At 55.6% G+C, this 21145-nt stretch carries 18 protein-coding genes; 11 read left to right on the forward strand and 7 right to left on the reverse strand.

Going from position 1 to position 21145, the window contains the following annotated elements; all coding sequences use genetic code 11:
- The first annotated feature begins 327 nt into the window (after window positions 1–327).
- From FE783_RS30745 to FE783_RS30755, 3 genes are all read left to right on the forward strand, one after another.
- Window positions 328–1119, forward strand: coding sequence for an alpha/beta hydrolase (locus tag FE783_RS30745; protein ID WP_138883229.1), 792 nt, complete (start codon window positions 328–330; stop codon window positions 1117–1119).
- 5 nt (window positions 1120–1124) lie between these two features.
- On the forward strand, window positions 1125–1577 hold the full coding sequence (locus FE783_RS30750) for a DUF6884 domain-containing protein (RefSeq protein ID WP_138883230.1): 453 nt from the start codon (window positions 1125–1127) through the stop codon (window positions 1575–1577).
- A 188-nt stretch (window positions 1578–1765) separates the two neighbouring features.
- Window positions 1766–3658: an LTA synthase family protein gene (locus FE783_RS30755; RefSeq protein WP_138883231.1), complete on the forward strand. Its 1893-nt coding sequence runs from the start codon at window positions 1766–1768 to the stop codon at window positions 3656–3658.
- Between the two features lie 63 nt (window positions 3659–3721).
- Here the strand turns inward: FE783_RS30755 and FE783_RS30760 are convergent, their stop codons facing one another.
- Both FE783_RS30760 and FE783_RS30765 read right to left on the reverse strand, forming a co-directional pair.
- On the reverse strand, window positions 3722–4027 hold the full coding sequence (locus FE783_RS30760; protein WP_138883232.1) for a hypothetical protein: 306 nt from the start codon (window positions 4025–4027) through the stop codon (window positions 3722–3724).
- Between the two features lie 142 nt (window positions 4028–4169).
- Window positions 4170–5108, reverse strand: a complete 939-nt coding sequence (locus FE783_RS30765) for an aldo/keto reductase family protein (RefSeq protein WP_138883233.1) — start codon at window positions 5106–5108, stop codon at window positions 4170–4172.
- Between the two features lie 310 nt (window positions 5109–5418).
- On the opposite strand from FE783_RS30765, the gene FE783_RS30770 reads away from it, so the two are divergent.
- A complete protein-coding gene (locus tag FE783_RS30770) occupies window positions 5419–5712 on the forward strand; it encodes a winged helix-turn-helix transcriptional regulator (protein ID WP_138883296.1) in 294 nt (97 codons plus the stop codon).
- 56 nt (window positions 5713–5768) lie between these two features.
- On the opposite strand, the gene FE783_RS30775 is transcribed toward FE783_RS30770, so the two are convergent.
- Window positions 5769–6647: an AraC family transcriptional regulator gene (locus tag FE783_RS30775; protein WP_138883234.1), complete on the reverse strand. Its 879-nt coding sequence runs from the start codon at window positions 6645–6647 to the stop codon at window positions 5769–5771.
- Between the two features lie 191 nt (window positions 6648–6838).
- Here FE783_RS30775 and FE783_RS30780 point away from each other — a divergent pair, with 191 nt between their 5' ends.
- Window positions 6839–8170 carry an ABC transporter substrate-binding protein gene (locus FE783_RS30780; RefSeq protein WP_138883235.1) on the forward strand — a complete coding sequence of 444 codons (1332 nt, stop codon included), beginning with the start codon at window positions 6839–6841 and terminating at the stop codon, window positions 8168–8170.
- Between the two features lie 46 nt (window positions 8171–8216).
- Entirely contained in the window at window positions 8217–9422 is a 1206-nt protein-coding gene (locus FE783_RS30785; protein ID WP_138883236.1) for a Gfo/Idh/MocA family protein, read from the forward strand.
- Window positions 9423–9538: 116 nt separating this feature from the next.
- Here FE783_RS30785 and uvrA read toward each other — a convergent pair whose 3' ends face one another.
- The 3 genes from uvrA to FE783_RS30800 all read right to left on the reverse strand — a co-directional run bounded on the left by uvrA (window position 9539) and on the right by FE783_RS30800 (window position 15754).
- The gene (gene uvrA / locus FE783_RS30790) at window positions 9539–12463 is read right to left on the reverse strand and encodes an excinuclease ABC subunit UvrA (protein ID WP_138883237.1); all 2925 of its coding nucleotides are present in this window, start codon (window positions 12461–12463) and stop codon (window positions 9539–9541) included.
- A gap of 81 nt (window positions 12464–12544) precedes the next feature.
- Window positions 12545–13477: a hypothetical protein gene (locus FE783_RS30795; protein WP_138883238.1), complete on the reverse strand. Its 933-nt coding sequence runs from the start codon at window positions 13475–13477 to the stop codon at window positions 12545–12547.
- Window positions 13478–13606: 129 nt separating this feature from the next.
- On the reverse strand, window positions 13607–15754 hold the full coding sequence (locus tag FE783_RS30800; RefSeq protein ID WP_138883239.1) for a YhgE/Pip domain-containing protein: 2148 nt from the start codon (window positions 15752–15754) through the stop codon (window positions 13607–13609).
- A 164-nt stretch (window positions 15755–15918) separates the two neighbouring features.
- Here FE783_RS30800 and FE783_RS30805 point away from each other — a divergent pair, with 164 nt between their 5' ends.
- On the forward strand, window positions 15919–16866 hold the full coding sequence (locus FE783_RS30805) for an acetylxylan esterase (RefSeq protein WP_138883240.1): 948 nt from the start codon (window positions 15919–15921) through the stop codon (window positions 16864–16866).
- Window positions 16867–16952: 86 nt separating this feature from the next.
- Window positions 16953–18326, forward strand: coding sequence for a sugar porter family MFS transporter (locus FE783_RS30810; protein ID WP_138883241.1), 1374 nt, complete (start codon window positions 16953–16955; stop codon window positions 18324–18326).
- 67 nt (window positions 18327–18393) lie between these two features.
- On the opposite strand, the gene FE783_RS30815 is transcribed toward FE783_RS30810, so the two are convergent.
- Entirely contained in the window at window positions 18394–19338 is a 945-nt protein-coding gene (locus FE783_RS30815; protein ID WP_138883242.1) for a dienelactone hydrolase family protein, read from the reverse strand.
- 140 nt (window positions 19339–19478) lie between these two features.
- Between FE783_RS30815 and FE783_RS30820 the strand changes: the two genes are divergently transcribed.
- The 3 genes from FE783_RS30820 to sda all read left to right on the forward strand — a co-directional run bounded on the left by FE783_RS30820 (window position 19479) and on the right by sda (window position 21098).
- A complete protein-coding gene (locus FE783_RS30820) occupies window positions 19479–19661 on the forward strand; it encodes a hypothetical protein (RefSeq protein ID WP_138883243.1) in 183 nt (60 codons plus the stop codon).
- 49 nt (window positions 19662–19710) lie between these two features.
- A complete protein-coding gene (locus tag FE783_RS30825) occupies window positions 19711–20589 on the forward strand; it encodes an aminoglycoside 6-adenylyltransferase (RefSeq protein WP_138883244.1) in 879 nt (292 codons plus the stop codon).
- A gap of 362 nt (window positions 20590–20951) precedes the next feature.
- Window positions 20952–21098 (forward strand): sporulation histidine kinase inhibitor Sda, encoded by a 147-nt coding sequence (sda, locus tag FE783_RS30830; RefSeq protein WP_138883245.1) that lies wholly within the window; start codon window positions 20952–20954, stop codon window positions 21096–21098.
- Window positions 21099–21145: the final 47 nt, after the last annotated feature.

The following is a 21145-nucleotide window of genomic DNA, read 5'->3' on the forward strand; positions in this document are numbered from 1 at the left end:
ACTGTGACTGATTCGTTCGATCTCTTCCGGACTCATTTTCATCAGTGGTCCCCTTTTCCATTTGAACTCGGTTACCCATTATTAACCAAGTTTTCTACGTTTGAAAAGGGGGGACCTAAGTAGTAACTCATTTGTACCTTATCTCTAGGAACCTTTTATCTTGAAACCATAGAGTGAATTCAGTATGCTGAAACCGTCAGGAACATTATCAAGCTTGCGCAAGCCGGATCACTACTCCATCTCACTGCCTGTACCCCGCATTGAATCCGGCCGGGGCAATGCAACGAAGCAATCTTACGTACGCGAACTTATAATGGAGGCTGCTGCATGGAACGACTAATGGATGTCATTTATAGCGGGCAAGATACCGAGCAACGCAAAATGGACGTGTTCCTCCCGGGCGACAACGCCAATGGGGTCGGACTTCTGTTTATCCACGGGGGAGGCTGGCACGGCGGCAACCGGACCGCTTGGCATCCCGTCGCCGAATATTTCTGCGCGAAAGGCTATTCGTGCGCTTCGACCGGCTACCGTCTGGCGCCCGATTGGACATACCCGTCCCCGGTCGAGGACGTTCGGCTGGCGATGTCCTTTTTCCTGGAAAACGCCGTGCGGTTCCGCTTCGACGCAGGCCGGACCGCCATTCTCGGTTCCTCGGCAGGCGGCCATCTTACGGCAATGCTCGCGACGATCGCAGCCGATGACGACCTCGGGTTTACGCCGGAGGTGCGGATCAGGGAGACGAAGCCGCAAGCGGTTGTGCTTTATTGCGCGGCGACGAATCTTCATCCGGAGGACAATCTGGACCGGTTAAATCCGTCAATCGCGAAGCTGCTGGGGAAAACCGGTCCGGATGCGGAGCCGTTCTACCGCGAGGCGTCGCCGGTCGACCGGATCGACGGCAGCGAGCCTGTGACATTGCTCATACATGGCGATGCCGACGAGGTCATTCCGGTCGAGCATTCCAGACGCTTTCACGATAAGCTGGTGCAGTACGGCGTATCGTCCGAGCTTGTCGTATTGCCCGGCGTTCCGCATGGTTTCGGCTACGGAGTGAAAACCCAGGCACAGCTGGATTCGTTGAGTGCCATCGAAGCTTTTTTGGCCAAAGTGTTTTAGCGATTATGTCTACTTTATGTATCCTTCCATGCGGTGCCAAAAAAATATGGGACCGTGTTCCGGATGCGGGACCGACGGCTGCGCGGTACGCTTATGCGGGGGCTTTTCACAAAGCTTGCCAAGCGTACGCCGAAGCGTTCTCCGACCGATGGGTCATCATTTCGGCCAAGCATGGATTTCTGCTGCCGGAGGACATCGTGCCAGACAACTATGACTTGGGCTTTCAGCATAAAGGCAAAGGTATCGTGTCTTGCGAGCGGCTGAAGCGGCAGATCGCCGATAAGGGGCTTGACGATTATACCGAAGTCATCGTCCTCGGCGGGAAAAAGATCGTTAAGGTGTTGTCCGAAGTGTTGGACCCGGCCTGTAAGCTGAGCCGCCCGCTCGGCGACTGCAAAGGCATCGGGTATATGCTGCAGAAGCTGAACCGGGCCGTGGAGCTTGGGAAGCCCGATTAGAAGCGCTCGCGACGAACGATGCATTCATTCGTTGCGGGCTTTTTTTCTGTGTATGCATACGGCGCACCGGTGAACATTGTATGAAATTTACGGATGGGGTGTTTTTCCGCGACTATTTTAAGGTTGTATTAAGGTTGATGGAGTAATATACCGCGATGAAGGTTTTCTGAGAATAGGGGGAGTCGGCTATGGGGAACGACCGGACCGCGCCGTTCTTGTGGAAAAGCCTGTTTTTTCGCATAACCGTTTTCATCTGGGTCAAGCTGATTGTGCTGAGAGTGTTCATCTATCATAAAATCGACTGGAGCGGAGTCGCACTCGACCTTGCGTCGGTCGTGGCGGCCGCCGGGCTGATCGAGCTGTTCGTGCCGGGGAAGCTGAAGAGAGCCGCCTTCTGGAGCTTGAACGTGATCGCTTCGCTTATTTTGTTCGCGGCCACGCTGTACTACACCCATTTCGGTTCGATCGTGACCTACACTTCGCTGTATGGACTGAAGCAGGTGCTGCAAGTATCGAACAGCGTGAAGCGGGCGATGCACCCGGAAACTTATATTTTTTTCACCGATCTCGCGGCAGCCGCTCTGTTATGGTTCGTCTGGAGACGGCGCAGCATCAAGGTGTGGAGCGCATTTCCGCTTCGGAAGGCGTCCATGGCCGCTGTCGTAGCCTTAGCTTTGACCGTATCGGCCTTGTCGATCCGCGCCGAGGGCAAAGTGCGCAACGAACTCATACGGGCCGAGAAGCTCGGATTTTTCAACTATCAAAGCTCCTTCGTATTGGAAGCTTGGGAGAACAGCCGAGAGACGAAGTTTACGGACACGCAGCAGGCGTCCTCGATCATTCAAGCGGTACAATCCAAATTTCCTTATAAACGGGATGACGGCGAGGAGCAGCCGAAGCTGTTCGGAACGCAGCAGGGCAAAAACCTGATCGTCGTACAGGTGGAGTCGCTTCAGGATTTCACGATCGGCTATACGGTCGAAGGACGGCCCTTGACGCCGGTGCTGAACGAGCTCGCGGGCAGCAGCTACTATTTCACGAACGTGTTCCAGCAGATCGGCCAAGGCAATACGTCCGACGCCGAGTTCATGTTCAATACGTCTCTGTACCCGGCCGGCAGCATCCCGATGTCCACCGGCTTCGGCAACCGCGAGCTGCCCGGCCTGCCCAAGCTGCTTAAAGCCGAAGGATATGAATCGGTGACGTTTCACGTAAACGACGTCGGGTTCTGGGACCGCGATAAAATGTATCCGGCGCTCGGGTTCGACCGTTACTTCGATAAGCCGTACTTCAATAACGACGAATTCAACGCATTCGGGGCATCGGACGAGCAGCTGTACCGGACGGGCATTCAGCAGCTGACGGCGCTCGCCGCCAAAGGGACGCCATTCTATGCGCAGTTCGTTACCGCCTCGAGCCACCATCCGTTCGTCATTCCCGATGAGAGGAAGCATATCCGGCTCACTTCCGACAAGTACAAGGACACGCAGGTCGGGGAATATTTGGAGTCGGTCAATTACGCGGATTATGCGCTCGGAACGTTTATCGGGCAGCTGAAGGCAAACGGCCTGTGGGATAGCTCGATCGTAGTCGTGTACGGCGACCATTCGGGCTTGAAGCCGCAGTATAACGACCCTGACGAGGTGACGCGGCTGCTCGGCATCCCGTATCACGAGTACGTTACCCGGTTCAACGTGCCGTTCATCGTACATGTTCCCGGGCAGACGGAAGGCGAGACGGTCCGGCAAGTCGGCGGCCAGCTGGATATGATGCCGACCGTTGCGAACCTTCTCGGCATTTCTTTCGCGGACTCCGGGTACGTCCACTTTGGCCGCGATTTGATGAACACCGACCGCAACGTATTCGGCATCCGCTATTATTTGCCTACCGGATCGTTCGTCAACAACGACGTTTTGTTTATCCCGGGGGAAGGCTTCGCGGACGGCAAAGCCGTATCGCTGACGACTTTGGAGCCGGTCGCCGATTTCAACAAATACAAAAAAGATTACTACTATGCAATGGCGCTTATGAAATTATCCGACGAGTATATGAAAGTATTGCCCAAACGGGTGATGGAGTAGGGTTGCCACTGCTTACGCCAAAAGGCCGGTCCATGTCTTAGAAGAGACACGGGCCGGCCTTTATTAATCCTCCAGCCGGAACCGTTTCAGATGGTCCCACAGCTTCTCGCGACGCAAAATCTCCACCTGCTTGCGGCCCATCAGATCGAAGTGGGGGAACGGCGGACGGTTGTGAATATAACGGGGGTTCAAGCCATGGGATGAGCACCAGGCGGACAAATGCTCCAGATCGGCGCAGCCTACCTTCGTTACCGTACGGAAGTCCGGGAAGCGGGCATCGAGCCAATAATGAGTCAAATAGGCGATCTCGCCGCGGGTTACGGCTTCCTTCCACCGGTTCAGCTCGCCGCGGTTAATGCCGAAAGCCATCTCTTTCGCCTCCTTGACGGTCCTTCCCCATGAGGGATGGCAATAATTATAGCAAATCGGCAAGACGATTTCATAACGAGCCGTGAAAAAAAAGAACCTCCGTTTCCGCAGCCGATGCGGTCGGGAGGTTCTTTGCGTACGTTTACTTCAATATCGTCTCGATTCGTTCGATCACTTCCGCGGACAGCCCGACACCGGACGCCTTGGCGTTCTCGTCCACTTGAGCCGGCCGGCTTGCGCCTACAAGCGCGCTTGCCACGTTCGGCTGACGCAAAATCCAGGCGATGGCCAGCTGGCCTACCGATATGCCCAGTTCCTCCGCGATCGCGGCGAGCTGAACGACCTTCGCGATTTTCTCTTCCGTAATCCCTTTGCGCATGTTTTCCAGCTTGCCTGCGCGGCTGTCGGCCGGAATGTCGCTTGCGGACTTGTATTTGCCCGTCAGCAAGCCTTGGGCCAGCGGCGAGAATACGACTTGTCCGATGCCGTTCTGCGTGCCGAACGGGATCACTTCTTTCTCGATGTAACGGTTGAACATATTGTATACCGGCTGGTTGACGACGATGCGGTCGAGCAAGTAACGGTCGGCGGTTCCGAGCGCCTGGGCCATCTGGGCGGCGGTCCATTCGCTGACGCCGGCATAGAGCACTTTGCCTTGTCTGACGAAGTCGTCGATCGTGCGCAGCGTTTCCTCGACCGGCGTCTCCGGATCGAAGCGGTGGCAGTAGTAAATGTCCACATAGTCCGTACCGAGCCGCTTCAAGCTTGCATGCAGCTGCTCGAAGACGTGCTTGCGCGATAAGCCGCGGTCGTTGGGGCCGTCGCCCATCGGCCAAAATACTTTGGTCGCGAGCACGTAGGACTCGCGGGCGTATTCCTTCAACGTTTCGCCTACGACGATCTCGGCTGCTCCGCGCTCATATACGTTGGCGGTATCGAAAAAGTTGATGCCCAAGTCGTAAGCCCGGCGAATCGAATTGACCGCGTTCTCGCGCTCGACATAGCCTCCGTAGGTGAGCCAGCTGCCGAGGCTGATTTCGCTTACTTTGAGACCGGTATTTGCCAATTTGCGGTATTTCATTTCGTACCACTCCTTTTCGCTCCGATATGGCGGGACATTTCTTGATAAAACTTTATGAGTCTTCCCTTTTCTATTATAAAAAAAGCTGGTACACTTTTGAAAGTAGTAAAATCCGATTGATATAATTACGAATAGCCAAGTTACTAAACATAACTTAACTAACTATATAAAAGTAGGAGGCCATAACGTGACCAAATCGCTGAAGCCATTGGAGCAAGTGCTGGAATATCCCGCCGGGAAACGGCCGGATGAAGGAAACGGGAGCAAGCAGGGGGCGCATGCCGATCAAGCGGCCAAGGAACCGGCCTGCATCCCGTGCTCGATCGAGAAGACGCTTGACGTGATAGGCGGGAAGTGGGCGTTTCTGGTGCTGCGGGAGCTGTTCGGCGGCACGAAGCGGTTCGGAGAGCTGCAGCGGAGTATTCACAACATCAGTCCGACCGCGCTGACGAATACGCTTCGTCATATGGAGGAGAAAGGAGTGCTCGAGCGGCGCGTCTACCCTACGGTGCCGGTGACTGTGGAATACACGCTCACTCCGAAGGGCGAGGATCTGCATCCGATCATCAAAGGAATGAAGCTTTGGGCGGCGAAATGGGCGTGATCCTGCACGGTGATGCTTAGCCCCGCCTCCGCCCCCCGATTGTACGAACGAAAGTCTTACTCTCGCAGCCCATTGCGGATCGTGTCGTTCTTGAACTGCATCGGGCTCATTCCCGTCGACTCCTTGAACACTTTGCCGAAATAGTGGACGTTGCAGAAGCCGGTTTTCTCGGCGATTTCCGTAATCGTATGTTGGCCGGCGACGAGCATTTGCTTGGCCATATTGATCCGGGTCGCCGTCAAAAAGTCGGTAAAGGTGAGGCCGGTCATCTTTTTAAACGACCTGCTGAAATGCGACGGGCTCATCTTCGCGACCCGGCTTATTTCCGTAATCGAGAGCCGCTCCGCAAATTTTTCCTCGATATATTCCAGTGCAGGCCGCAGCATGTTGAAATCGGTGCCGATCGGAAGCGAATGACGCTTATAGTGGCGAAGCATAGCCGTAACAACGCGGTAAATGCACGATTTGATCACCATCTCGTAGCCGATGTCTCTCGCGGCATATTCGCGGTCGGCGGTGACGATGCAGTCGTTCAGCTCCTGCCAGAGCGGATGCGAGGCGCTTATCAAGCTTTGGTTGCGGCAAGTATGGACGAACAAATTGTAGATCTGCCTCGTCTCGAATCCTTCCAGCAAGTTGGTGACGAATAACCGGTCGAAAATCATCCCTTTGATCCACGTCTGCCCGTCGTTGTCCGTAACTTGAACCGAATGAATCCGTCTGCTGTTCACATAAACGATGTCGCCCGCGGAAGCGTAAAACGACTGATTATCCAGCGTAACGAGCACCCGCCCGCTGACGATTATTATAAATTCGAGATGCTCGTGCCAATGGGGCAAGACAAGGTAGCCGTTATTCGGAATAGTGACACTGCTCATTCTGAACGGAAATCGATTACCAACTGAAGGATCGTGCTTCATCTCGAGTGGGATCATCCGGCATTCGTCCTTTCCGCGTCAGTCGTCTACACTTCGCTCTCATTATATCATGTATGTCCTCGGCTATGGGAATATAGCATGAACGTGTCAATAAACAGCATCAGAATGTATAGAATGACCCTAACGATCTCTTATACGATAGTGGAGAAGGGCGTCTTCACGAATGCCGAATAAAGAGGAGGGGTTCTATGTTTAAAAGAGGGGCGCTGATTGGCCTGAGCTGCATCGTTATACCCGCATTGCTCGCTTCATGCGGAGGCTCAAGCGGCGACGAGGGAGGCAAGCCGAAGAAGGCCGATACGGCCACGGCTTCGAAATTCGATCCGACCCTGCCGCAGGAGGTTGTATTCCATACGAACAGCGGCGATTCCGAGGAAGCTTTTAACGATTTGTATGGAAACGCTTTACGGAAAAAGTTCCCGAACTGGACGATCAAATATTTCCAGTCCAAGCAGGGGCAGACGCTTCCGGATTTGCTCGCTCAAGGACAACGCATCGATATTTTGTATGCGAGCGCGCCTTATTTTTTCCAGCTGGTGACAGGGCCGGGCATGCAGCTCGATATGACGGATCTGATCAAGCTGCAGCAGGTAGATCTGAACGTGTTCGAACCGACCTTGATCGACGGGATCAAGCTGTCCGGCGACGGCAAGCTGTACGGCCTGCCGATTACGAACATGAATCAGGTGATGTTCTACAACAAAGGCATCTTCGATCAATTCGGGGTGGCGTATCCGAAGGACGGCATGACTTGGGACGATACGCTTGAATTGGCGAAGAAAGTGACCCGCAGCGAAGGCGGCAAGCAATATCTCGGATTGGCGGCATCGCCCGCCCACATTCTGGGCTCGAACCAAATGTCTCATCCTTACACCGACAACGCCGATAAGCCGACCTTCCAGGATGACACATGGAAGAAGCTGATCCAGACGCTGTTCATCGCTCCGTCCGAGGATCAAGGCTACAAAGCGCGATCGGCGGCGCTCAAGCGGATTCCGTACCGGCTGGAGCTGACGAATACGCAGGAGCTGGCGATGTTCGTATTCAACTCGCAGTTTCCGTTCATTGTCCCGAAAGATATGGAGAAAATTCAGTGGGACTTGGTCGCCTTGCCTACGTTCAAGGAAAAGCCGAAAATCGGCTCGCAGGCGGCGCCGATCGTCATGGGCGTAACTTCGTCGGCCAAGAGCAAGGAAGCGGCGCTTGAAGCGATCAAATATTTGGTATCCGCGGAAAATCAGATGACGTATTCCAAACAAGGAATTATGCCGGTCATAAGCGATAATGCGGTAAAAAAAGCGTACGGGCAAGACTCGGTATTCAAAGACAAAAACTGGCAAGCCGTCTTTTACAATCAATTCGCTCCGATGGCGAAAAAATCGAAATACCAGCTGATCGTCGAGCAGAAATTTACTCCGCGCATCGTCGAGGTCGTAACCGGCCAGACCGATTTGAACACCGCGCTGCGGTTAGCGACGGAAGAGGCGGAGAAAGCGATCGCCGAGGAAAAGAAAAAATAAAAGGAATGGATAGAGGAGGCGAGACCGCAGCAGTGCGGTGACTATTATGACTAGCAGCGGGAAAATCGGCATTGGCATATTGGGGACGGGGAAGCGGGGCATTTATTTCGGAGGCGCTTATTTCGGCAAGCATCCGGATTGCGAGATAGTCGGGCTGTGCGATATCCGGCAGGAAAACTTGGACTTCGCGAAAGAGAAGCTCGGGGATCATATCCCGGCAACCGATTCGCTGGAGCAGTTTCTGCAGCTTCCCGGGCTTGACGCCGTCGTCATCTGCAGCAACGATCACGCCCATGCGGAGCATACGCTCGCAGCGCTAAAAGCCGGCAAGCACGTTTACTTGGAGAAGCCGATGGCGCAGTCGCTCGAAGATTGCGACCGGATGGCGGCAGCCGGGCTCGAGGCGAAGCGGGTATTCATGGTCGGGCTGGAGCTGCGGTACTGCTCGCTCATGGAAGACATGAAGCGGATTATCGCATCGGGAGAGATCGGGGAGATCAAGCTCGGGAACGTCATCGACAACGTGTCGGTCGGGGGCGATTACTATTATCACGGTGCGAGAAGGCGCAAGGATTACGTGAAAAGCTTGATCCTCGAAAAAGGAACGCATTCGCTCGATTTGGCCAACTGGCTGATCGACGCGTCCCCGGTCAAAGTGTACTGCTCGAGCGGACTCGACGTGTTCGGCGGCAGCGCGCCGAATGACAAGCGGTGCCGGTCCTGCGACGAGAAGGACTCATGCGCCTATTACGTAGACAACCGCAAAGGGCTGGAGATGGACTACGGCGGCGTCCGGCTGAAGGACGATTTGTGCGTCTACGCCGAGGAGATCGATACGCATGACAACGGAATTGTCGTCATCGACTACGACAACGGAGCGAAGATTTCTTACTTGGAATGCCATTTCTCGCCGGAATATACGCGCGAATTTATGTTCACGGGTACGAAAGGGAAAATAATCGGCTTCTACAACAACGAGCAAGATTTCAAAATAACAGTCATGAAGCGGCATTCGAAGGAAGTGCAGACGTACTATCCCGAGCGCCGGTCCGGCGGACACGGCGGGGGAGACGACGCGATCGTGCGGACGTTCGTCGACCTGATCAAGAAGGGCGAGCCGGCCATGCCGGGCATATGGGGGGCGCGGGACAGCGCGGCCATCGCCATCGCCGCCGCCGAATCGGCGGAGACCGGGCTGCCCGTGCATATTCCGGTTCATGATGTGTTCGTCAAGGCGGGAGCGGTCCGGTAAAAGCAAGCCGGCTTCCGAATCGTCGGCATCCGTTAATTGCTTCGATTGTGCTATTGCTGCAAAAGAGACCGGACCTACTCGCGTGCGAGTGCGTTCGGTCTCTTTAATTACCCGGTTCAGCTTCTTGCCGACAGCGCCGGCTCCTTCCAATACCGGTTGTCCGAGGTCAGTACCTCCTTCAAAAATTTCCCGGTATGGGACTGCTCGACGGCCGCCACTTGCTCCGGCGTGCCCTGCGCCACTACGGAGCCGCCGCCCTTGCCGCCTTCCGGCCCCATGTCGATCAAGTAATCCGACACCTTGATCACATCGAGATGATGCTCGATGACGAGCACGGAATGTCCGTTATCCACGAGTTGGTTGAGGCAATCGATCAGCTTCTGAATGTCGTGCAGGTGCAGCCCCGTCGTAGGCTCGTCCAGGATGTACAGGTTGTGCGAGCCGCGCTTCAGCTTGCCGATCTCCGTCGCCAGCTTGATCCGCTGCGCTTCGCCGCCGGACAGCGTCGTGGACGATTGGCCGAGCTTCAAATAACCCAAGCCAAGCTGGTTCAGCACATTCAGCTTATGCAAAATATAGGGCTGGTCGCTGAAGAAGACGACCGCCTCTTCGATGCTCAGATCGAGCACCTCGGATATGTTTTTGCCCTTCAGCCGCACCTCGAGCACGTCATTGTTGAAGCGGGCTCCTTTGCACGCCGGGCAAACCGATTCGATGTCGGCCATGAACTGCAGCTGGGTCGTCACGACGCCTTCCCCTTGGCAGCTTTCGCACCGGCCGGTTTTCTGATTGAAGCTGAATTCGTTTTTGCCGAGTCCCCGTTCCTTGGCGTCATCCGACTCCGCGAACAGCTCCCGGATCCGGTCGAAGAAGCCGACATACGTAGCCGGATTGGAGCGCGTGCTGCGTCCGATCGGCGACTGGTCGATGTTGATGATGCCGGTCAAATGCTCGGCGCCTTCGATCGAATCATGCTCGCCCGGCACGATGCGCTGGTCTTGAAAGACAGCGTACAATTGCTTGTACATGACCTCGTTGATCAGCGTGCTCTTGCCGGAGCCGGACACGCCGGTTACGCACGTCAGGACGCCGAGCGGGATGTCGACGTCGACGCTCCGCAAATTGTTCGCCCGCGCCCCGCGGATGCTGAGATACAAGCCGGCGGGAACCCGCCGCTGCGAAGGAACCTCGATCCGCCTCGCGCCGGACAGGAAAGCCCCGGTCAGTGACTGCTTCGACTTGCGCAATTGTCCGGCCGTCCCTTGCGCGATCACTTGACCGCCCCGCTCGCCCGGTCCCGGCCCGATCTCGATAATATGATCGGCGCTGCGGATCGTATCGATATCGTGCTCGACGACGATAATCGTATTGCCGATGTCGCGCAGCTTCTTCAGCGTCTGGACGATTTTCAGGCTGTCCCGCGCATGAAGCCCGATGCTCGGCTCGTCCAGCACGTACAGCATGCCCATCAGACCGGAGCTGATCTGGGTGGACAACCGGATGCGCTGCGCCTCGCCGCCGGATATCGTGTCCGATCTGCGGCCCAAGTTCAAATATTCGAGGCCGATCTCGATCAGCAGCGTAAGCCTCGTATCGATCTCGCTGACGATTTGTTTGCCTACCTGCTGCTTATGGACGGGAAAGGTGACGCCACCCAGAAACGCCTTCAGCTCCTTCAGCGGAGTGCTGCACAAGTCGTGAATGTCTCTGCCGCCGATCCGTACGCAGAACCGCTGGGGCTTCAGCTTCTTCCCTTCGCAGTCCGGGCAAGTGTTCTCGACCATGACCCGCTTGAAAAATTCGTTGTCGCCGCCGCCGCTGCCGGCTCTCTTCTTGACGAACCATTTATACCAGCGGTTCACCTCGGCCACGAGCCCGGGATAGCGCCGCAGCTGCCCGACCTGCCGCTTCGCATGCCGGGAGTCGGTATCGGTCATGATCAGCGGGAACTGCTCCCCTCTCGTCCCGTTGAACAGGATATCGACGAAGTCGTCGGGCAGTTCGCGGAAAGGCGTGTCCAGACTGCAGCCGTAATGGGCGAACAAGCTGTGCATGATCATGCCGCGGTACGACTTCTTCGTGCTCGGCCCGTAGAGGGAATGATCGAGCGCACCTTTGCTGACGCTTTTCTCCGGATTGCGGATCAGGAACCGCTTCTCCGTTCGCAAATACGTCCCGATGCCGCCGCATGTCCGGCAGGCGCTGTTCGGATCGTTGAAGGAGAAGTAGGAGGGGTGCAGCTCGCCCAGCACGAGATGATGCTCGGGACAGCCGAAATCTTTATAAAACGCTTTCATGTCGACCGCTTTGCCACCCGGCGTCCCCGTAATCTCGAACCGGATAAACCCGTCGCCGACCAGGCTCAAGCTGTTCTCGATCGTCTTGGCCAGCGATTTGAACAAGCCCGGCGTCACGACGACCTTATCGACGACCACTTCCATCTGGTAGTCCGTTTCTTCATCGAGCTCCACCGGATCACCCAGGTTATGGTTCGCGCCGTCGATCTTGACCGTACGGAATCCTTTCGAGCGAATCTCGTCGAACAGCGTCTGATAATCTTCGTCGTACAGCTTGAATATCGGCGCGAGCACCTCCAGTTCGGTCCCGGTCGGCAGCGACTGAACGTGGTCGATCATCTGTCCCGCCGTCTTCGTCTCGATCGGGTGCCGACAGAACGGACAGCACGCTTCTCCGGACGAGGCGTACAGCAGCCGCATGAAATCGTACAGGTCCGTCATCGTGCCGACCGTGGAGCGGGGATTCTGATTGCCTTTCTTCTGTTCGATCGCGATGACCGGCGACAAGCCGAATACGAAGTCCACATCGGGCTTCTTCAATTGGTTCATCCGGCTTTTGGCGAAGGTCGACAGCGATTCCAGAAACCGCCGCTGCCCTTCCCCGTAGATGACCTCGAACGCCAAGGAAGACTTGCCCGATCCGCTGACTCCCGTAATGACCGTCATCCGGTCGCGGGGAATGTTGACGTCGATATTTTTCAAATTGTTCTGTCTGGCGCCTCTGACTTCGATACTCGTTTTCATGTAAGGCGTTCGCTCCTTTCTGGTCCCCCAAAAGTGAAGTCGGCCATCGAAGCGTACTCCTATTCCTTTTGGGGGAGCCCCTTAATTAAATTCGTCTTCGTCCAGCAGCATATATCCGGGCTCGTCGAGATAAAGCCTGCTCTTGGGCGTCGGCTTCACGCTGACCGGGATTTGCGTCACGTATTCGCGTTCGGTCAGCCAGCTGCATGCCATTTCCAGAAATCCGGCGTCGAGCCGGACGATCGTTCCGAGCTTGTCCGCCATTTCCGATATTGAGCGGACGTCCCCTTCCTGCTTCAAATAGTCGAGAATCGGACGGAAGAGCTCCATTTCCCGCTCTTGAATGAACGCGACGATCCGGTCGAGCGCGGATTTGACCTTCGCCTCATCGGCACTCCCGCTGACAAGCCCGCCGTAGATGTCCCGGAAAAAGTCGGGGTTGATGGTCGCCGCCTGCTGCACGCATTCCCGCATCGGGACTTCACCGTTCCGGATCACTTCGATTTGCGCCAGCGCATCGATCATTTTGATCTGCCAGAACGCGCTGTAAGCCGGGTCGCGCTTGACGTAATACCATTTCTCCGCCTTGGCGAGCATCCCGAGCACGTGACAGCCGAGCTGCAGAAGCTGAAGCTGGCGGTCGCGTTCGCCGATATAGCGTATATTCGCGAAGTATTCTTCCAGCGACTTGTCCTTGGTGAACAGCAGCGTCCCTCTAAGCAGGTAAGAGTGGTTGAACGAGGTAGCCACCGACTTCTCCACCCAGCGCTTGAATTCATCCCGGGTCTGGATGGTGGCATTGATCGGGATGCCGTCCTCGACAAAGCACATGCTGTGCTTGACCAGCTTCTGGTCGTGCACGATCAGCTTCATATCGATGTCCGACTTCTCCCACACCTGGTCGTAAGACAGGCTGCCGAGCAAAATCGCCGCGATGATCTGATCGTCCTGCCGGATTCTCTCCACGAACGACCTCAAAGCTTCCTTGTAGGCGGCAGTGGTGGCGCTTTCCATAGCGTCGACGGCTCCTTTATGAGTGGTTTGCGTCTTTGCTTTTACTATACAGCACACTTGTTCGCATGTAAATCATTCCATGGAAAATTTTATCGTTTCTGGCTGCTGATGTTGAAAAATGCTTCCATACTAATGAATGATCCCGCTTGCCTTCGCCTTCGCGACAAGCTTCGCGCCCGCGCGGTTGATCCATTCCTTCAGCGTAAAGCCCACGACCAGCGCGAGCGCCGCATATACTCCAAGCATGCACAAGTCGCGGACGACGATATCCCGCACGATTCCGCCGACCGCTTCGCGCATCGCGCCAATCGCGTAGGTGAACGGCAGGAACGGATGGATCGCCTGGAAGAAAGCCGGCGTGACCTGGATCGGAAACGTTCCGCCGGAGCCGGACAGCTGCAGCACGAGCAGTACGATCGCCATCGCTTTGCCGACGTTGCCGAATACGGATACGAGCGTGTATACGATCAGCATGAACACGGCGCTGATCGCAGCCCCATAAAGTATAAATGCTCCGGGAGACGCCACATACGTCCCGAGAAGCAAGATGTCCCCGACCGTCACGCATAGCGATTGAAGAATGGCGAACGTGCAGAAGGTGAGGAACCGTCCGAAATAAACATGATGGCTCCGCGCTCCGTCCGGGGCATGCACTTCAACGGAAAGCAGAGAGACGAGCAAAAGCGCGCCGACCCATAACGACAGCGTGCTGAAAAAGGGCGACATCGCGGACCCGTAGTTCGGGATCGGGAACAGCCGGTTTTCTTGCAACACGACCGGCTCCGCGAAAAACTCGCTTTCCTTGGACGCGTCTCTCCGCAGCAGCGCGATCAGCTCCTCCAAGCTTCCTTGCTGCTCCAACGTCCGTATCCGGTCGGCAAGGCCCTTCACTTGGGCGGATACGGCGGGCATACGGGCTATTACGGCCAGCAGCGCTTGTTCCCCGGCGGCAAGCCCTTGAGCCGCTTCGCCGACGATGCGCTGCACATCGGGAATGCCCACGTTCGCCTCCTTCAGCATTGCGAGGGCGGCGAGGGCCGCTTGCTTCGCTTTGTCCAAGCCTTGAACGATCGACGGCTGAATTTCCGCATCATAGCGGCCAATCAAATCCCCGAGCAAGCCGGAAGCTTCCCGTGCCGGCTCCTCTATCCCGTCGATAAGCTCGCCGGACAGCTTCTCGCCTTTGCCGAGAGCGGTACGGGCCGTATCGACCGACACCTTTTGCCGCTGAAAATCCGCCTGGACTTGTCCCAGCTTCGTTATAACGGGAGCGAGCTTATCCGCCCCCGCGAACTTGCCCAATTGTTCCATCAAAGACAATAAAGAGCCGGAGACGTCCGAAGCGATGCCGAGACGGCGCGACATCCGGTCCAGTTCGGCGGATACGGCGGCGGGAGCGGCCTTGCCGTCGCGAAGAAGCTCCGTCAATTGAACGGCGGCGTCCGCGGTCAGCTTCAACAGCTGCAGATTATGCAGCACGTCCGGTCCGGCCGCTTCAACGGCTTTCGTACCGCTGTTCAGCGCAGCCGTCAGCCGGTCGGCCAACCGCTCGCTATCTTGCGCCAATTGGGCGACGGCGGGGAGCCGCTCCTGTACGCGGGCGATGATCTGTTCCGCCTTGCGCACATCGTCCGCCGCAGTTGCCGCGGCTTGCTCGATTTCCGGCATCATCGCTTCCAGCTTGAAGACGGCGTCGCGAAGCGTAAGGATGGTCGGCAGCCCGGCTTCCAGCTCGATTCCGATCTCATTAAAGATGCGGAAGATCGTCCCGTTGGCCGTCTGGATAAAATTGCGGTTTACTTGCTCGATTATGCCGCTTGCGCCTTTGCCGGTAATTTTGGGAGATACCGCGTTTATTTTTTCGTTGACGTAATAGACCAGCTCGGCCTTTTGCGGATTATCCGACAACACGGTGCCGAGCTTGGCCGAGAAGTTTTCCGGAATAATGATGCAGGCATAGTAGTCCCCATGCTCCACGCCGCGTATCGCCTGCTCTTCGCCGGTAAATGTCCAGCCGATATTCCGGTTGTCCCGAAGCGACTCGACGATTTCATTGCCAAGGTTGATCGCCTTACCCCGCAAGGAGGCTCCTTGGTCGCGGTTGGACACGGCAACCGGCAATCCGCCGGTTTGGCTGTAAGGATCCCAGGAGGCTGCGATGTTGAACCAGGCGTATAGGGACGGCAGCGCGATAAGACCGAGTACGATGACGGCAGCCGCCCAATTGGCGGCGATGCGGCGAATATCGGCAGCATAGATGCGAAGAATCGGCTTCATGTCGTTGGATCCGCCCTTCCTGTATTTTCCGCCTTAGTATGGTTGGAAGTTCGGGAAGCCATACGCGCTATCGGAGGTTAGGCGAGATTCCGGATACAGGTTCCGCTTATCGCCGTTTTTGTCGTATGATGATGAAAGACTTGAACAAGGGAGAGGAATTGGATATGAACGCGATACGAAACAGGCTGGCCGTTCTGGAAGCGTACATGCCGGACCGGTATGCCCCGAGCGATTTGGATTCGTTCTGGGAAACGACGCTTGCCCGATTTGCGGACAAGCCTTTGAACGATACGAGGAAGCTGGCGGAGCCGCTCTTTCCATGGATGGACGTGTACGACGTCCGTTACGAAGGCTTCGACGATACACCGATTGCGGGCTGGTTTTTGCTGCCGCGGATGGAGGGCGGAAGCAAAGTGCCGTGCATCGTCACGTATCACGGCTATACCGGCGGAAGAGGGTACCCGGAACGGTACGCGCATTGGCTGATGATGGGATACGCCGTGTTCGCGGTAGACGTTCGCGGCCAGAAAGGCGATACCGGCAACCGGCTGGCAAGTCCGCACGGCATGGCGAAAGGCTGGATCAGCCAAGGCATATTGGACAAATACAACTGCTACTATCGAGCCGTCGCGATCGACAGCCTGAAAGCGGTCGAATGGGTCAGCCTGCAGCCGGAAATCGATCCCGGGCGAATCGTCGTCGAAGGGGCGAGCCAAGGCGGGGGAATCGCATTGCTGACGGCGGCGCTCAGCGACAAGCCCGCGCTTGCGGTAGCGGCCGTGCCGAACATGTGCCATATGGACTTCGGCCTGTTAAATTCGACGGGATCGTTGACCGAGCTGTCGCAGTTTGTGAACGAGTTCCCGGACAAGCTGGATGCCGTGTTGGACACACTCGGCTATTTCGACATACTGAACTTGGCGGAACGCATCCGCATACCGGTCATCGTCACCGTAGGGCTGAAAGATACCGTATGCATGCCGGAAACGATCTACGCCGCATATAACCGGATGACGTGCGAGAAAGAAATTCATCCGTATCCGTTTATGGGACACGAGCATGCCGGCTCCCGTGTCAGGCAAACGATCGAATTTATACGTCGGAAGCTATAGCAAAGATTTGTCTTAACCGATCCCAAAAAGGGAAATAATAGCGTTCATGAGCATCTCCAGTCCCAAAGAGAAGGGAACGCTATTATATGAACGAAACTGCGATCAAAAGCCGCGCATTCAACGGGTACACGGTCCTTTATTCCATTGTGGCGGCCATCGGCGGCTTTTTGTTCGGCTACGATACGGCCGTCATATCCGGAGCGATTGGGTTTATTACGACGAGGTTCGATCTAGAGCCGGGAATGGTCGGTTGGACCGTCTCCAGTCTCATTATCGGAGCGACAATCGGGGCCGCCTGCTCCGGCGTGCTTAGCGACAAATACGGGCGCAAAAAAATGCTCGTCGCCTCCGCGCTCCTGTTCTCGCTCGGCGCGTTCCTGTCGGCGCTTCCGCCCGGCGTAACGGGTCTCGTGATCGCCAGAATCATCGGAGGCATCGGAGTGGGGATGACTTCGACCTTGTCTCCTCTATACATAGCGGAAATCTCTCCCGCCAGAAACCGCGGCCGGCTGGTGTCGATTTACCAGTTTGCCGTCGTGACGGGAATATTCGTTACCTTTTTCATTAACGCCGGAATTGCCGGCATCGGGGACGACGCATGGGACGTTGAGTACGGCTGGCGCTGGATGTTCGGCTTCGGCGTTTTACCGGGCTTGCTTTATTTGATTTTGCTTGCGTTCATTCCCGAGTCGCCGCGCTGGCTGATGAAGCGTAAGGAAGCGGTTCGGGCGCTCGATATTTTGGAGCGGATGAACGGCAAGGAGGCGGCCAAATCCGAGCTTGACGAGATTTTGAATATGAAGGAAGAAGAGGCGGGATCCGTGAGGGAGCTGCTGTCGCCGGCACTCCGGCTGCCGCTGTTCGTCGGAATCGTGCTGGCCGTTCTGCAGCAAATTACAGGCATAAACGCCATCATGTATTACGCTCCGGAAATTTTTAAGCAAACGGGGGCCGGAACCGATGCCGCGCTTACCCAGACGGTGTGGATCGGCATCGTCAATTTCGGGTTTACGCTGCTCGCGCTGTGGCTCATCGATAAAGCCGGCCGGAAATTGCTTCTTGTCGTCGGCTCGGTATCCATGACGATCTGTTTGTTTATGATCGGATACTGCTTTCATACCGGAAACACCGGCTACATGATTCTATTTTTCATTCTTTTGTACGTAGCATCCTTCGCGATTTCCTTTGGCCCGGTCGTCTGGGTGATGATTGCGGAAATATTTCCGACCCGAATCCGGGGGCGCGCGACGGCAATCGCTTCGTTCAGTTTATGGGCGGCCGACTATGCCGTTTCCCAAACGTTTCCGATGCTGATCGAAGGGATCGGCACCTCCCGCACGTTCTGGTTGTTTACAGTCATCTCCGTGATCTCGGTCCTTTTCTGCGTGAAGGTCGTTCCGGAAACGAAAGGAAAAACGTTGGAGCAAATCGAACGGCAATGGAAGGAAAGAGGACGATGATTCGTCTTGGAGAGCGGCGTGGGGGCTGTCCCGAAGGACAGCCCCCATCCCGTACATTCATTTACAGTTACAGAACGCGATCAAAAAATTTCAGCACTTCCTCGCGCATCTCGGGCGTTTCCTCATGCGCCGTGTCGTAGCGCAGCAGCTTCCAAGAGTCGGACGCGCCGACCGAGCGGTACACGTTATTCAGATCTTGTTCGATTTTGTCGAGCCCTGCCGCAGGGGTGAGCGGATCCCGTATGCCAGCCACGCTCAGATGGGGCCGGGGCGCGATGAGCGCGTTAATTTGCGAGGCGTTGAAATGGGTAAGCAGATCCGGTATGTAATAATAAATGCCGTGGCGGTCCAGCCCGCCGTCCTGGATCAGCGCGTGGAAATCGGTTAGGCAGCAAATATCCGCGACCGCCTTGATCCGCGTATCGAGGGCGCCCAGCCACCACGCCATCGTACTGCCCATCGACATGCCGACCGTGCCGATTCGCCCTGCATCCACGTCGGGACGCGAGGCGACGTAGTCGACAGCCCGAATGGAGTCATACAGCATCATCCCCAGCATGGATCGGCCTTGCCAGAGCATTTCCTTGAAGATGGACGATTCGCTTCGCCCACTTCGTTCGCCGAACGCCCAGCTGTCGATGGCGAGTACGGCAAATCCCCGCTCTGTCAGCGCTTCCCCGTATCCGGGCTGCTGCATGTAGGGTGCGGGACGAAGAAGCTCTTCCTTGCCTACGCCGTAAAATCCGCCGTGCGAATGATGGTATACGATGACCGGCGGTTTGTTCCGGCCGGGCTTCGGCTGTTTCGGCAACAGCATATAGGCGGGTACCGGTTCGACTCCGTTCAAATCGAGCGACAGCTTCTCCAAAGTGAACGATCCCCGGTCTTCCGTCATGACCGTCTTCGCGGCGATCGGCCGGTTGCGCGCCGGCAATCGTCCGAGCAGGGCATACAGTCGGCTGCGGTTTCCCCTTTGCTCCGCTAAAAATGGTTCCAGTGCATCAATTTCCATCTGCATTCCCCTCCATTTCATATTGTAACGGATGAAAGCCCCGAACGGAAAACCCTAATTTGTCTTTTTGTTACAAAATAAAGATATAATAGCATCATAGGATGGCCTATTATCGAAAATTTGCACATCGTGGAGGACTTATGAAAATCAAAATCAGTTTGTCCGTGGACGGCCAGCAGGTGAAGGAAGACGTTGTGGAGATTGAGGATAACAAGCTGGAGGAGTTGTCCGAGGAAGAAGTGGAAGCGGCGGCCGAAGCGGTAGTCCGACTATGGGCGGACCGGAAGCTGAGCATCGCATGGGAAGTGGAAGAACCGGAGTGACGGCGGCGCGGCCGATCCGGATATACGATGGGGAGGATGGAGAGGGACTATGAGAACGGAAAAAGAAATGATGGCTGTCATTTTCGACGTAGCAAACAAGGATGAGCGCATTCGCGCGGTAACGTTGGAAGGCTCGCGGACGAATCCGAACGCGCCCAAAGATATGTTCCAGGATTATGATATCAGCTTCCTCGTTACCGAGATGGACTCGTTCATTCGGAACCCGGATTGGATCGATGTGTTCGGTGAGCGGATCATTATGCAAACTCCCGAAGCGATGGCCATGTTTCCCCCGGATTTGGGCAGGCGGTTCTCCTATATGATGCAGTTTACCGACGGTACCCGGATCGACCTGACCTTGATTCCATTAGACGAAAGAATGGAATATTGCAAAGAAGATAAGCTGCTGATCGTGCTGCTGGACAAAGACGGCTGTCTGCCCGAAATCGCTCCTCCCACCGATGAAGACTATTGGGTGAAACGGCCGTCGGCCGAGTTTTTCGCCGATTGCTGCAACGAATTTTGGTGGGTGTCGACCTATGTGGCGAAAGGCTTGTGGAGACGGGAACTATTATTTGCCCAAGACCATCTTAACAATTACGTCAGACCGATGCTGCTCAAAATGATCGAATGGCAGGTAGGCATCCAAACGGACTTCTCGGTGAGCATAGGCAAAAACGGCAAATATTTGGAGAAGCGGCTTTCGGCGCAAAGCTGGCAAAGGCTGCTGTCTACTTATGCCGACGGGAGCTACGACGGGATGTGGAGGGCGCTTTTTGCGGCGGGGGAGCTGTTCCGCGACACTGCAAAATTTGTCGGAGAGCATCTGCAGTACGAATATCCCGAACAAGACGACCGGCGCGTTACGGAATATCTCAAACTCGTGCAAAGCTTGCCGTCCGACGCAACCCGAATATACCCGTCTTGACGGCGTTTTTTTTTTCTATAAATCTATCAACAATATCTACCAGTTTAAATTATTCCATAAAATGTTTTTATGGAGAAGCGGGCATTTTCGGCTGTTGATAACTTTATACACATGATTCGACCAGTTCCGCATACAGATTTAGACAGTTATCAACATCGTGCCCACAAGATATCCACACTTTCTTGTGGACAGCGGCGCGGTTGTTCCGCTTGTAGCGCCATGTTACCATATAGAAAAACAAGTAAGGACCTTAACGAATGACCGCCCTGACTGGCGACCTGGGCATTTGGACCGACAAGTCCCGGTCGTCGGAGAGCAGGTACGTTATTCCGTTAAAGTTCCCAAGAAGTAAGGTGATGGACATGAAAACATTAAGTAACGAAGCATTGCTGGACTCTTATTACAAGGCGATTGACCTGAAGCTCGATCGGGAATTCGTAACGCTGCTGCTGGCGGAAATCAAGAGACGCAAATTAAACATACAGTACTATGAAGCTCAGGCAAACTGAGCTTTTTGTTTTATATCCGCTCCGGTTGACGCTGCGGTAATGTTTTT

Origin of the sequence: Paenibacillus mesophilus, assembly GCF_005938385.1 — a bacterium.
In the GTDB taxonomy this organism is placed as follows: domain Bacteria; phylum Bacillota; class Bacilli; order Paenibacillales; family NBRC-103111; genus Paenibacillus_AB; species Paenibacillus_AB mesophilus.